Source organism: Cognatiyoonia sp., from assembly GCF_965661665.1.
In the GTDB taxonomy this organism is placed as follows: Bacteria; Pseudomonadota; Alphaproteobacteria; order Rhodobacterales; family Rhodobacteraceae; genus Cognatiyoonia.
This window is the reverse complement of sequence record NZ_CBFIEO010000001.1, coordinates 113,002-126,757: the sequence shown is the minus strand read 5'-3', so window position 1 is coordinate 126,757 and position 13,756 is coordinate 113,002. Positions and strand designations below refer to the sequence as shown.

Genomic DNA, 13,756 nt, shown 5'->3' with positions numbered 1-13,756 from the left:
TTAGCCGCGCTCCATCTTGAAGTGCGTGCGCATCAGTTCACCCGGATTGGTTTGTGCCGCAAGTAGCGAAAGCTCGCCACACAAAACTGTGGCGGCACACAAAACAGCAAGACGACGCCCGTTCTCACCCGGTGCGCGATCTTCCTTACAACCCAGTCGAACCAGATTCTGTTCCACTACGGAATTTCCTTTGCCGCTTCCCACGGACCCAACGATCAGGTTTGGAAGTGTGCAGGAGAAATAAAGACCTTCAGGCCGCGCTTCTGCATGCACGATGCCCTGACTGCCTTCGATGATATTTGCTGCGTCCTGACCCGTGGCCAAAAAGAACGCCAAAAGCATGTTTGCGAAATGGGCGTTCGCGCTGCGCAGCGATCCTGCGACGGTGCCGCCGATCAGGTTCTTTTCAAGATTCAGCTGCGCCATCTTTTCCGGCGTGGTGCGGAGCTGTTTGGTGCAGAGTTCACGCGAAATTTCCATCTCAGCGATCACATATTTGCCGCGGCCCAAAATGCCGTTCACGGCACTGACTTTTTTGTCTGTGCAGAGATTTCCGGAGATGCTGGCATATTCCAGCTCTGGGTATTCTTGCAGGATCCAGCCGAGCAGCGCATCAGCGGCGCCTGTGACCATGTTGTGGCCAGACGCATCACCCGTTTCACACTCGAACCGGATAAACAGCAGATTGCCGACAATCTGACGGTTCATGTCGACAAGCTTTGCAAAACGGCTGGTCGTTGCGATCACCGCCTGAATTTCATCAGACCGAGAGGAGATCGACTGCCACGCACTGAAAGCGGCGCCGCCATCCTTGGCTCGCACGACGACGGATCGTGTCATCCGCTCATCTACCAACGTGCACCGCACACCGCCCGCTTGACGCGAAACCCGCGCACCGCGACCTGTTGAAGGCCAAAGCGGGGTTTCATAGGTGGCCATAGGAACACTGACCTGCTCCTCCATCACATTCCCTGTGATGCTGATCGGACCAATCCACTCAGTCGGGAGCGGCGTAATGTCCTGCACGCGATTCTTCATGCAACGTTTCCTTCTTAGCCACACAACTATTCAACTTGACAGTACATATGTAAACTAAAATTTACACTTTTTCTGCCGCACCGACATACGCCTGCGCCACAGATTGAACACTGAAGACACTGGTTTTTCGGGCGCTGATGCAATCAAACGCAGACCGCCAGATGTCAATAAAGATTTGGGTGAACTCTTGTGCAGCTCAACCCCAGAAGTTGTGACCAAACGACACATCTTGGAGGTTTGTCACCAAAATATCAGCTCAAAACAAACTACATTGCTTTCTGTTATATTATAACATAACAGGTCTCTCAGGTTGCCCACAATTCAACGGACCTTGTCATGAAACATCTCCCCAAACTTGCCCTAATCTCTTTTGCCACCGCCGGCCTTGCCGAAGGGTCACGCGAACATGATACGCATGAACACGGTGTGGGCGCGCTCAACATCGCCTTGTTTGGGAAGACATTGGCGATGGAGCTTGAAGCCCCAGGATCCGATATTGTTGGCTTTGAATATGAGGCAACAACTGACGAAGATAAGGCCGCTATCACTACCGCGACTACGCTCCTGTCTGATCCTGCTGCACTTTTCGGGTTGCCATCTGACGCAGGGTGCAGCGCAGCGAAAGCCGAAGCACATCTCGAAGGTAATGAGCACGATCATGACGAGCATGGTCACGATGACGAACATGAGGAGCATGTTGACAGCGAAGAGCACGACGATCACGATCATGACGACGAAAAACATGACGGCCATGATCATGATGAACATGACCACGACGAAGAAGCTGGCGAAAGCCACACGGAATTTTACGCTGAGTATGAGTTCTCTTGCACCAACATGGACGCGCTAACAAATATCAGCTTCCCCTACTTTGAGCAGTTCCCAAATGCCTTGGAACTTGAAGTTCAGGTGATCACCACTAAAGGCGCGATGGCTTACGAAGTGGAGCGTGATGAGCCAGAGCTGGTATTGGAAGGTCTCTAACTATTGAAGAGTCCCGTCCTGCACATTCGCAATCTCGATTTCAGATGGCAGGCGTCCGATTCGTTTTGGCTGCACATCCCAGACCTGAACATGAGCGCGGAGGAAAAGCTGCTCCTCATAGGCGAAAGCGGGACGGGTAAATCGACACTTCTGTCGCTCGTGTGCGGTACAGTAGAAGCAGGGTCGGGCGACGTGGTTTTGAACGGGCAGTCGCTTGGTGAATTGGCCCCCCGCCAACGCGACCAGTACCGCGCGGCGCAGATTGGGATTATCTTCCAACAGTTCAATCTGTTGCCGTTCGCAACTGTATTGGACAATATCATGTTACCACTGCAGTTCGCGCCAAGCCGACGATCCACAGCGAAGGAGGCGAGGAGTGAAGCGGCAAGATTGTGCGCCGCCTTGGGCCTGCCAGAAGAAGTCTTGGGGCGGCGGGCGAACAGTTTGAGCGTCGGCCAGCAACAGCGCGTGGCCGCCGCCCGCGCTCTGATCGGGCGCCCCCCGTTGATCGTTGCGGACGAACCCACCTCCGCCTTAGACGAAGGTAGTCAGTCAGCTTTTCTTGATCTCTTGTTCGACCAACTCGACGCTTCTGGGTTATCCCTGCTGATGGTCAGCCATGATACCCGCCTCGCTCCAAAGTTTGACCGCGTGCTAAAAATGTCCGACGTCGCCACAGTTGGGGAGCCCGCCCTATGATGGTGCGCTTAGCACTCGCGTCCCTCCGCACCCGCAGTTTGACCGTTGCGATGACCATTCTGGCAATCGCCGTGTCTGTGATGCTCTTTCTTGGCGTGGAAAAGGTGCGGACAGGTACAAAGGCCAGCTTTGCTGACACGATTTCAGGCACCGACCTTATCGTCGGTGCACGATCCGGCGCGGTTCAGCTGATGCTCTACTCCGTCTTCCATATCGGGAACGCAACCAACAACGTCTCTTGGGAAAGCTTTCAGGACATCGTCGCGCGGCCAGAGGTTGATTGGACAGTCCCCATATCCTTGGGCGACAGCCACCGCCAGTTCCGCGTGATGGGCACAACGCCAGCCTATTTCGAGTACTACAAATACCGTCAGAGTCAGTCATTGCGCCTGTTAGATGGCGCTGTCATGTCCGACCTGTTTGATGCGGTCATTGGCGCGGATGTCGCGGCGACTTTGCAATACAATGTTGGAGACCCGATTGTCGTGGCGCACGGCCTTGCATCATTCACCGAACATGAAAACCAACCGTTTCGCATTTCAGGTATTCTGGAAAAGACAGGCACACCTGTGGACCGGACCGTGATCATCAGCCTTGAAGGGATCGAAGCGATCCATGTCGATTGGCGCGGTGGCGCGCAAATCCCTGGGCAGATCACGACACCGGACGAGTTACGCGAAATGGACTTAAAGCCTGAGGCAGTGACCGCAATCTTGGTGGGGTCAAAGAACCCACTTCAAACGTTTGGCCTACAGCGTGCCATCAACACGTATCCCGAAGAACCCTTGCTCGCAGTCCTGCCCGGCGTGGCGCTGCAGGAGCTTTGGGGTGTGATTGGTGTAGCTGAGTCTGCCCTTCTCACCATCTCCGCGATGGTTGTGGCAACGGCGCTGATCGGCATGACGGCTGTGATTTTCTCAAGCCTGAACGAACGCCGCCGCGAGATGGCGATTTACCGCGCAATGGGTGCGCGGCCACGCGTGGTCTTTGGGTTGCTGGTCTTCGAGGCAATCATCATCACGGTCATTGGCGTCCTTATCGGCGTTGCGCTGCTATATTTGGCGCTCTACATCGCGCAACCGATCATAGACAGAAATTTTGGGCTTTGGGTGCCGATCACCATGCTTACCAGCACCAACGTCCTCATTCTGATTGGAATTATCGTCGCTAGCGCAGTTGTAAGCATATTGCCCGCATTCCGGGCTTACCGAATGTCCCTTGTCGATGGTATGATGGTTCGAAGCTAGCCTTTTCAGGATCGACCATGACGCTCTCACGACGTTCCACACTTGCCCTACTTTCTGCGTCAGCCTTTGCACCGAACGCGGCTTTGGCTAAGACGCCGCGCGAAACGATGTGGGAAGATCTGATCCCGCCCGGCGTTCCATATTCTGAGATTATTGCCGAGGGGCAGATGGATGTGGCGAGCGATTTCTGGCGACCAATCTATGACGCGAACGCGCTGAAAGTGAATGAAGACTTGAACGGCACCTACGTCAAAATCCCGGGCTTCGTGGTGCCGTTAGAGATGACCGCAGACGGTGTCTATGACTTCCTGCTGGTGCCCTACGCTGGTGCCTGCATACACACGCCGCCGCCGCCCGCGAACCAGCTTGTTGTCACACGGACGGAAACGCCTTGGCCCGCAACCGATTTATGGGAAGCGGTCTGGGTTACGGGCGAAATGCGGACAAAGTTGCAAGACACAGACCTTGGCCGAACAGGGTACTCTTTGACGGCTGACGCGATGGAAGTTTATGCCTGGTAGACGTCAGACTTCTTTCCCCGCCCGATATTCCTGAAAGCGCAACAGAGCATTTGCCGCCGGCTTGGTGATCCAATTCGGTGGCAGCTTTTGCGGCGCGTCTGCATGGATCGCGCGATCCAGCCGGTCCGACGTATGTCCGGTCGCCAAATCAGCGGCTAAGATACCGGCCAATGTCCCCCGCGTCGTGCCAAGACCGTTCTGACAGCATGCCGCGAACAGGCCATCTTCCAACTCCTGAACAATGCCAACACTGTTCCGACTCAGGCAGAGCCGTCCACCCCAACGCCATGCCATCTCAACATGCTTCAGCATTGGGAAGCGGGCGCAGAGGGCAGCGTCGTGATTCTTTGCTATTTGCCACATCCGAGCTGCATCCACCTCCATCGATGGATCGAAGGTGAAGCGGTTCCGCACAAGAATGCGGTCCCCACTCGCGCCGCTCAGCCGCCGGACTGTTGTGCCGAGAGGATCAGCAGGCGTGAGTCCCCATACGGGCTTGCCGCCCAGCGCCTTGACTTCCTCCTCGGTCAACGGCCGCGTGAGCGAGGCATAAGTAAAGACATGCATCAACCGCCGCTTCATGTAGCCAAAGCTATTGAGGTGGCCGTTCACAGCCAGAAGAACGTTCGGGGTTGTCACAGTCCCGCTCGCTGTCTCGACCTGCCAAGCCCCGTTCCGTTTTAGGCCCGTCACGCCTGAATTCTCAAAAATCTGAAGCCGGTTAGAGGACATCCCATGAGCGATATCTAAGACATAGGCAGCGGGTTGGATCATCGCTGTGCCTTTGGTGAAAAGGCCGCTTTGATAGTAGTCCGTTCCCGTAATCTCTTTCATCGTTTGGGCGTCATAAAGCTCGGACTCTTCATCCAACCCTGCAAGATGACTTGCATAATCGACATTATGACTGTGGCCCTTGGCCGTGGCCGCGCCGTTGATCTTGCCCGAACGGTCGAAGACGTCGGCGCCGAGGCCAAAGTCCTCCGCCATCTCCGCCGCGAAATCGATGGCGTAGCGATTGTCCTCGATCAGGACTTTGTCAGCCTCGACCGCGCCGCCATAATCCTCCGACGCGAGGTCATGCGGCAGATCAATCATGAAGCCGGAATTGCGACCCGCTGGCCCCTCCGCCACTTGTTTTGCATCCAACACAACGATCCGATCCGCGGGACACCGCTGCGCTAAACGACGCGCGGCAGAAAGGCCCGCAAATCCCGCGCCGATCACTACCCATTCCGCCATCATGTTTTGCTCTAGCCGAGGGAATGACGCAGGCGCCTGCAACAGGTCGCGCCATCCTGCAGGGCCGGGATCAATGGGTTGTTTGGTGACAGAAATCCGCAAGGCTAGAGATCCTGATTGAGCGCATCCGCAGCAGGAATCTCCCGCTCCCGCCGCGCGATGTAGTCCCGCAACTCTTCATCTACTGCTTCGTCCAGTTTTGGCTCTTCATATTCGTTGAGCAGGGCACGCGCCCTCTGCAGGGCACGCTCATTGATCTCAACGGATCCTTCCGCCTGCCATTGCTCGATCGAGTTGTTGTCAAACATTTCTGGCATGAAGAAAGCTCGTTGGAAATTCTCCAACGTGTGCGGATGGCCGAGGTAGTGACCACCCGGACCCACATCGCCCACCGCTTTGATTGCTTCATCAAAGTCATCCCAGTTGATGCCAGAGGCCATGCGATGCGCCATCGCACATTGCTCCGAATCGACGATGAACTTCGCTATCGAGCAATGCATCCCCGCCTCGTTCCACCCAGCCGAATGCCAGATGTAATTCGCACCCGACATCATTACGGCCATCAATGTGCTGGCGCTTTCATATCCGGCCTGAGCATCAAACGTCTTCGCCCCGCCCAACGTGTTGGACGTGCGCCAAGGCACATCATAGAACCGCGCCATCTGGCCGATCATCATGTTCATCAGACTAATCTCGGGCGTGCCTGCCATCGGTGCGCCCGACTTCATCGAAACTGTCGAAAGGTAATGCCCATATATCGCGGGCGTTCCTTTTCGGATCACTTGGGTATAGGCTAAGGCGCTCAAAGCCTCCGCATTCAATTGCGCCACGGTCGGCGCGACGGACGCAGGCGTATTTGCACCTCCCAACACGAACGGTGAGCAGAGCACCGGCTGATTGCACCGCGCAAAGGCCCGCATCGCGCCCAGCATCGTTTCATCCCAGACCAAGGGAGAGTTGCCGTTGCAGTTGCCGGTAACAACGGGATGCGTCTCCATAAACTCTTTCCCGAATAGGATCGCGCACATGTCCATGACGTCTTCGGCGTTTTTCGGGCTGGTCGTCATCCCCATGAACGTCTTGTCCGAATGCTTCATCGACGAATAAGTGATCCGCAAATGCCGCTGGCTAATCGGATGGTCATAAGGCTCCACAATGTGATGGGCGGAGGAATGCATCGCAGGCAGCATGTGGCTCAACTTGTGGAAGTTGGCGAGGTCGTCCAGCGTCGGGTTGCGGCGCACATCGTCCAGATCCCGCAGGTATGGCGCCCCTGTCATGGGTATAAAGATCGCATGATCGTTGCCGAATGGCAGGTTATTGGCCGGATTGCGCGCGTGATATGTGAACGACGCCGGGATCGTCTTGATCAGGTCCCGCACAAGTCTACGGTCCAAATGGACCGTCTCGCCCCGCACGTCTGCGCCCGCTGCCTTCCAGTCAGCCAAGGCGATGTCGTCACGAAACACCACGCCGACGTTTTCCAAAATATCCATCGACGCCGCATCGATGCGCGCAATTTGTTCCGCATCCATCGGCTCGGTCAATGGAATGCCGCGCTTCAGCGCAGGCAACATAGTGATGTCCCGCGCCTGTCGCGCTGCTTTCCGCGCGCCTCTTCCACGGCGGGTAGTACCTACAGCATCAACCGACATGATCGCCCTCTTTCGGATCAGTCAGATCAATCCAGATCGTTTTCAACTCTGTGAACTGATCATGAGCATGAATGCCATTGTCGCGCCCGCCAAAGCCGGATTGTTTGTAGCCACCGAAAGGAGTGGAAATATCCCCCTCCCCATAGCAGTTGACCGTCACCGTCCCCGCCTTAATGTTCCGCGCGGCACGAATGGCGCGTCGGGTATTGACTGTGAACACCGAGGCAGCGAGGCCATAAGATGTGTCGTTGGCAACTTCGACGGCCTCGTCATTGCTGGAGACAGTGATGACCGACAGCACTGGCCCAAAAATCTCGTCCTTCGCCATCACATCGTTGCGGCCCACCTCAACGATGCACGGGGTGACAAAGACGTTCTTTTTCGTCTCGCCGATATAGCCCCAAACCTTCGCCGCATGGTCGCCATCGATCAAACAGCCAATGTGGTTTGCTGGGTCAAGCGGGTCGCCCGTTTTCCAGTCGCGGATTCGTGCTTCGATCCGTTCAAGCAGGTCGGCCTTCACACCTTCATGCACAATCAACCGCGACGCCGCTGAACAGTTTTGCCCCGCGTTCCAGAACGCGGCGTTCACCACATGCTCCGCCACGTGATCGAGGTTTTCGGCATCATCAAAAACAACAGCAGGGTTCTTGCCACCACATTCCAGAACAACCTTTTTCAAGTTGCTGTCCGCCGCATACTTGAGAAACAAGCGCCCTGTATCTGTGGAACCCGTGAAGCTCACCATGTCGACATCCATATGCCGTCCCAACGGTTCACCAACCGAAGGCCCATCACCCGGCAACACTTGAAGCACACCACGCGGAATGCCCGCCTCATAGGCCAACTCTGCCACCCGCAAGGCGGTCAGCGATGTCTGCTCCGCTGGTTTCACAATCACGGAACATCCCGCCGCCAAAGCAGGGCCGATCTTCCACGCCAGCATCATGAGCGGAAAATTCCAGGGGAGGACCGCGGCCACAACACCAATCGGCTCCCGCAAGATCATTGAGATGGCATCGTCCCCTGTTGGACCCGTCTGGTCGTAGATTTTATCAATCGCTTCGGCGTGCCATTTGATGCAGTGGATCGCCTCCGGCACGTCAACGGTCTCACAATCAAGGATCGGTTTGCCGCTGTCGACGCTTTCCATCACCGCAAGCTCCCGACGGTTTCGTGTGATGAGCTTGCACAGCCGGATTAGAACATCCTTCCGCTCCGATGGATGCAGCTTGGACCAGCGGCCTTGATCGAACGCCCCCCGCGCTTTACTCACCGCGAGATCAACATCAATATCATTGCAGCCAGAAATCTCTGCCAACGCCTGACCGGTTGCTGGGTTCACGGTAGCAAACTTTGCCCCCTTTCCAGCCTGAAACTTACCGTCGATGAAGGCTGTCGTTGGAGGATCCAATGCCTCCGCCAGCGCCTGATATTCGTCGTGGGTCAGAAGATCGCTCATGCGCCTGCTCCTGTGATCTTTTCTACTGTCGTGTTCATAGTCCGGATGACTTCAACCAATTCGCGTTTGTCGTCCTTGTTGAGCGGTTGCAGCGGCTTGCGTGGTGGGCCCGCGTCGATCCCCCGCAAGGTCAGCCCATATTTGATGCATTGCACAAACTTCCCGCCCTGCTCCAACACACGCATCAGCGGCAGCATGGCCGACATAATCGCGCGGCCTTTGATGAAATCGCCCTCAACCGCACAGGCCTGATAGAGCGCGATATGCGCCTCTGGCGCAAAGTTCGACCCTGCGCAGACCCAAGATCGCGCACCCCAAGCGAAGAACTCCAACGCCTGATCGTCCATTCCACAACTCAGGGCAATGTGCGGATAATCACGCGCCAACATGTGCAGACGGTTAATGTCGCCGGAGCTTTCCTTGATCGCGCAGAAGTTCGGCGAACGACCAAGACGGTCCAGCGTTTCCTCATCCATATTCACCGACATGCGGCCCGGATAGTTGTAGAGCATAATCGGTAAGTTCGCAGCGCGATCAATGGCCAAAGCGTGCAAAGCAATCTCCCGCCCTGTCGGATAGGCATAAGGCGGCGTTGCAACCAACAAGCCGTCAGCACGGGCCGCTTTCGCGGCTTCGGCATAGCGGACGGAATCCTCTGTCCGGATCGCCCCCGTGCCAACGATCATTGGCACGCGTCCGTTGATTAGCTTCGCGCAGAGCGACATCATGGCCACCCGCTCCTCTTCTGACTGGGCGTAGTATTCCCCTGTCGATCCCGCGACGATGATCCCGTGCACACCAGCGGCAATGAGGTGCTCAACCGTCTGCGCCAGCACCGCTTCATTCAATGAAAAGTTTTCATGATAGGGCGTCACTATGGGGGTGTAGATCCCTTCAAACTGCATCGCGTCGGTCCTTCATTGCGATTACATCGAGCGGCAATGGATCAGGCCTCACGAACTTCTCAAGCTGGTCACGGGACAAGTCCCAATGTTGCAAGGTCAGATCGGTGGCCAGTGCAGGTTCTTGCGCTTCAATGGCCGAGATCATCGCGTCATGTTGTTCGATGGATTTCCTTACCCGTGCCTCATCAGCAGAGGTTTCAGGCCGAAAGAAGGTTTGGCTCAGTCGCGTGTGATCGACCAGCATCCTCTTCAATCCGGCAAACAGATATGGATTGTCCGCCATTTGCCCAATGGAGTCATGGAATTGGTGGTTCAGCAGTGCCGCACTCCGCGCATCACCAAAACGGGTCGCCTCTGCAAAAGCGCGTTGCACCTCTTTCAATGCGGCGACTTGCTGGCTGGTCCTGTTCTCAGCTGCCTGCCGAGCAATCGAACAATAAATAAGTGGAGCGGTTTGGAAGAATTTGCGCAGTGCAGAAAGATCAAGCGACTCAACTTTCGCGCCACGGTTCTCCTCCAACCGAACGTATCCGCCGCCTGCCAGACGGTGCAGCACCTCTCGCAGGGGCGTCCGCGAAATACCGTATTCCTCCGCCAAGTTCGCTTCATCAAGGTCCGTTCCCGGCGGGATATCTTGCGTCAAAATGCGTTCACGCAAATCAGCGGCGCAATAGGCCTTTTTATTTTTGGGTGATTCCAGTCTCATACAAATTGTATACTTTCGTTATACAATTTCGGTCAATTACCTTGTGAAGTCGGATTCCTACTAGCGCGACCGTCAAATCCCATGCCAACGTCGCTGAGCGAGGCAAGTTGCGTGAAGGGGAAGAAGCGCTATGAACTTTGGTCTGACGTCGGAACAGGACATGATCGTGTCGACGGTCCGCAGCTTTGTCGAGAATGAAATCTATCCACACGAAACGGAAGTTGAACGCACCGGCCACGTTCCGAAAGAGCTTGGGGACGAGATCAAGCGCAAATGCCAAGAGCTTGGGTTCTACGCCTGCAACTTCCCTGAAGAGGTTGGCGGTGCCGGCCTATCGCACATTGATTTCACATTGGTGGAGCGTGAACTGGGGCGCGGGTCTATGGCGCTCACCCATTTCTTTGGCCGCCCTCAGAACATCCTCTTGGCGTGCCGTGATGAGCAGAAGGAAAAATACCTGGTGCCAGCGGTCAGGGGTGAAAAAATAGACGCGCTTGCCATGACCGAACCAGACGCGGGATCGGATGTGCGCGGCATGAAATGTCAGGCAGCGCGTGACGGTGGCGATTGGGTAGTGAATGGATCAAAGCATTTCATCTCTGGCGCGGAGCATGCGGATTTCTTCATCGTGTTCATCGCAACCGGCGTGGATGAAACGCCAAAGGGCCCCAAGAAGCGGATCACAACCTTCCTCGTCGATCGCGGCACGCCGGGCTTCGAAGTGCGCGAAGGGTACAATTCGGTCAGCCACAAAGGGTACAAAAATTACATCCTCTACTTCGACAACTGCCGCCTGCCAGATACGCAGGTCTTGGGTGAGGTTGATGGCGGTTTTGCGGTGATGAACGAATGGCTCTACGCCACGCGCCTCACGGTGGCCGCGTTCTGCGTCGGTCGCGCGCGGCGATGTTTTGACTATGCGCTGAACTACGCAGCAGAGCGAAAACAGTTTGGCCAAGCGATTGGCAAATTCCAAGGCGTCAGCTTTCAGATCGCCGACATGATCACGGAGATTGACGCAGCTGACTGGCTCACACTTTCTGCCGCTTGGCGGCTAGACGAAAGCCTTCCTGCAAACAGGGAAATTGCTTCAGCCAAAGTCTACGCGTCTGAGATGTTGGCCAAAGTCACTGACACGACACTTCAGATCTTCGGCGGGATGGGCCTGATGGACGACTTCCCGATTGAGCGGTTCTGGCGCGATGCGCGGGTTGAACGGATTTGGGACGGTACATCTGAAATCCAGCGGCACATCATCTCCCGCGATCTGTTGCGGCCTTTGGGCGCCTGACATGTCACAGCGGCTGTCCCGCCTGCTTCAAGCCAAATCCATCGCCGTGATCGGCGGGGGCGCATGGTGTTCGCAGGTGATCCTGCAAGCGCGGAAGATGGGGTTTGACGGGGAAATTTGGCCGGTTCACCCAACGAAGGCAGAGGTGAGTGGCACCCCCGCTTTTCCGTCTGTTGAAGACTTGCCAGAGGCACCCGACTCCGCCTTCATTGGCGTCAACCGACGAGCGACGGTCGAGGTTGTCGCAGCCCTATCCGCGCTGGGATGCGGTGGTGCAGTATGTTTTGCCAGCGGATTTTCCGAAGCTCAGGCGGAGGATGATACCGCATCCAATCTGCAAGACGCGCTGATCGCCGCCGCAGGCGACATGCCGATCCTTGGCCCAAACTGCTATGGCTTTATCAACGCGCTCGACAACACGTTGCTTTGGCCGGACCAGCATGGGTGTAACACGGTTGAAAGCGGCGTCGCGATCCTCACGCAAAGCTCTAACATCTCCATCAATTTAACGATGCAAACGCGGCAGTTGCCGATTGCCTACATGATCACATGCGGGAACATGGCCCAGACATCTCAGGCAGAGATTGCGATGGCCCTGCTGAACGATCCCCGTGTCACGGCGATTGGTCTTCATATCGAGGGGTTCGGTACTATTCCTGAGTGGGAGGAATTGGCAGCCGCCGCGCACGAAAAGGGCATCCCCATCGTAGCTATCAAAGTCGGCAAATCGGAACAAGCACGCGCCGCGACGGTCTCCCACACAGCCTCCCTCGCGGGGAGCGATGCAGGCGCGACGGCCCTGCTGGATCGGCTTGGCATTGCTAGATTGTCAACACTGCCTACCTTCCTCGAAACGCTGAAGTTGCTGCATTGTCATGGACCTTTGGCAAACGGCAATATCGCCTCGATCAGTTGCTCGGGTGGGGAGGCAAGCCTTGTCGCAGACATGGCCGACAATCTGGATTTGCGCTTTCCCGACCTCAAAGACCAACAGCTCAACACTTTGCGAGAGGCGTTGGGCCCGATGGTCGCCCTCAGCAACCCATTGGATTACCACACCTACATCTGGCGCGATCGCGCCGCGATGACGAAGGCGTGGTCCGGCATGACGGGTGGAGATATCGCGATGACGCTATCTGTCGTCGACTATCCACGAACAGACCCAGCAGATTGGATCCACGCCACCAAAGCGGCGATTGCCGTCAGAAAGCAGACGGGGCAAGGTTTCGCAGTTGTTGCGACCCTGCCCGAACTAATGCCGGAAGACACAGCACATCAGCTGATGGATGCAGGCGTCGTGCCGTTCATGGGACTGCAAGAGGCTTTAGAAGCCGTCGAAGTGGCAAGCAAAATCAAACCGCCGTTGACTGACGCCCTACTCCCCGTTGGGCCGGAACACGAAGTCAAACTGGTCCCAGAGTTTGACGCAAAGCAAGCGCTGTCGGCTGTGGGTATTTCTGTACCGAAGGGTCATGTGACAAGCGCCAGCACTCCAGATCTTTGCGAATTGACCGCACCACTTGCCGTCAAGGGAGTGGGACTGGCGCATAAATCAGAGCACAGTGCGGTTCGCTTAAGTGTTCAGCCATCAGACATCGAAGAGGCAGCGAGAGAGATCGGCACACCTGACGTTCTGATCGAAGAAATGGTGCAAGGCACGCTTGCCGAACTAATCATTGGCGTTGTCCGCGATCCGGCACACGGGTTTGTTTTAACTATTGGTGCAGGTAGCGTCCTGACGGAGATTCTGAAAGATACCGTGTCATTCCTGATCCCAACGCCACGAGATCAAATTGACGCCGGTCTCAGCACCCTCGCCATCGCCCCTATCCTCAACGGCTATCGCGGCAAACCCGCGATCAACCGGACTGCCTTGTTGGACGCCATCATGGCGGTCCAATCCTATGTGGAACAGAATGCAGACTGCGTATCAGAGGTTGAGATCAACCCACTGATGTGCACTGCTGACAGCGCAATTGCCGCCGACGCTTTGATCAGAAGGAGCTAAC

12 protein-coding genes are annotated in these 13,756 nt (G+C 56.2%); 6 read left to right on the top strand and 6 right to left on the bottom strand.

From position 1 onward, the window contains the following. Positions 1–1,038, bottom strand: a complete 1,038-nt coding sequence (locus tag ACTF5F_RS00625) for a hydroxymethylglutaryl-CoA reductase (protein WP_438954946.1) — start codon at positions 1,036–1,038, stop codon at positions 1–3. 336 nt (positions 1,039–1,374) lie between these two features. On the opposite strand from ACTF5F_RS00625, the gene zrgA reads away from it, so the two are divergent. The 4 genes from zrgA to ACTF5F_RS00605 are packed head-to-tail and all read left to right on the top strand — an operon-like array spanning position 1,375 to position 4,489. Beyond that, the gene (gene zrgA / locus ACTF5F_RS00620) at positions 1,375–2,022 is read left to right on the top strand and encodes a zinc uptake protein ZrgA (protein ID WP_438954945.1); all 648 of its coding nucleotides are present in this window, start codon (positions 1,375–1,377) and stop codon (positions 2,020–2,022) included. A gap of 3 nt (positions 2,023–2,025) precedes the next feature. Next, positions 2,026–2,721 (top strand): ABC transporter ATP-binding protein, encoded by a 696-nt coding sequence (locus ACTF5F_RS00615; protein ID WP_438954944.1) that lies wholly within the window; start codon positions 2,026–2,028, stop codon positions 2,719–2,721. After that, positions 2,718–3,968, top strand: a complete 1,251-nt coding sequence (locus ACTF5F_RS00610; RefSeq protein WP_438954943.1) for an ABC transporter permease — start codon at positions 2,718–2,720, stop codon at positions 3,966–3,968. The genes ACTF5F_RS00615 and ACTF5F_RS00610 overlap by 4 nt, the downstream gene beginning before the upstream one ends. A 17-nt stretch (positions 3,969–3,985) precedes the next feature. Then, the gene (locus tag ACTF5F_RS00605) at positions 3,986–4,489 is read left to right on the top strand and encodes a DUF3299 domain-containing protein (RefSeq protein ID WP_438954942.1); all 504 of its coding nucleotides are present in this window, start codon (positions 3,986–3,988) and stop codon (positions 4,487–4,489) included. A gap of 3 nt (positions 4,490–4,492) precedes the next feature. Here the strand turns inward: ACTF5F_RS00605 and ACTF5F_RS00600 are convergent, their stop codons facing one another. Genes ACTF5F_RS00600 through ACTF5F_RS00580 form a run of 5 tightly spaced genes read right to left on the bottom strand, consistent with a single transcriptional unit; the run spans position 4,493 to position 10,456 of the window. Further along, positions 4,493–5,830, bottom strand: a complete 1,338-nt coding sequence (locus ACTF5F_RS00600; protein ID WP_438954941.1) for an NAD(P)/FAD-dependent oxidoreductase — start codon at positions 5,828–5,830, stop codon at positions 4,493–4,495. Positions 5,831–5,832: 2 nt separating this feature from the next. Continuing rightward, positions 5,833–7,383: a trimethylamine methyltransferase family protein gene (locus ACTF5F_RS00595; protein ID WP_438954940.1), complete on the bottom strand. Its 1,551-nt coding sequence runs from the start codon at positions 7,381–7,383 to the stop codon at positions 5,833–5,835. Continuing rightward, positions 7,373–8,845 (bottom strand): aldehyde dehydrogenase, encoded by a 1,473-nt coding sequence (locus ACTF5F_RS00590; RefSeq protein WP_438954939.1) that lies wholly within the window; start codon positions 8,843–8,845, stop codon positions 7,373–7,375. Before ACTF5F_RS00590 ends, ACTF5F_RS00595 begins: the two co-directional genes overlap by 11 nt. Further along, the gene (locus ACTF5F_RS00585) at positions 8,842–9,750 is read right to left on the bottom strand and encodes a dihydrodipicolinate synthase family protein (RefSeq protein WP_438954938.1); all 909 of its coding nucleotides are present in this window, start codon (positions 9,748–9,750) and stop codon (positions 8,842–8,844) included. Before ACTF5F_RS00585 ends, ACTF5F_RS00590 begins: the two co-directional genes overlap by 4 nt. Next, positions 9,740–10,456 (bottom strand): GntR family transcriptional regulator, encoded by a 717-nt coding sequence (locus ACTF5F_RS00580; RefSeq protein WP_438954937.1) that lies wholly within the window; start codon positions 10,454–10,456, stop codon positions 9,740–9,742. The genes ACTF5F_RS00585 and ACTF5F_RS00580 overlap by 11 nt, the downstream gene beginning before the upstream one ends. 130 nt (positions 10,457–10,586) lie before the next feature. On the opposite strand from ACTF5F_RS00580, the gene ACTF5F_RS00575 reads away from it, so the two are divergent. Together ACTF5F_RS00575 and ACTF5F_RS00570 are read left to right on the top strand one after the other, a co-directional pair. Beyond that, positions 10,587–11,747 carry an acyl-CoA dehydrogenase family protein gene (locus ACTF5F_RS00575; protein ID WP_438954936.1) on the top strand — a complete coding sequence of 387 codons (1,161 nt, stop codon included), beginning with the start codon at positions 10,587–10,589 and terminating at the stop codon, positions 11,745–11,747. A 1-nt stretch (position 11,748) separates the two neighbouring features. Continuing rightward, the gene (locus tag ACTF5F_RS00570) at positions 11,749–13,755 is read left to right on the top strand and encodes an acetate--CoA ligase family protein (RefSeq protein WP_438954935.1); all 2,007 of its coding nucleotides are present in this window, start codon (positions 11,749–11,751) and stop codon (positions 13,753–13,755) included. Position 13,756: the final 1 nt, after the last annotated feature.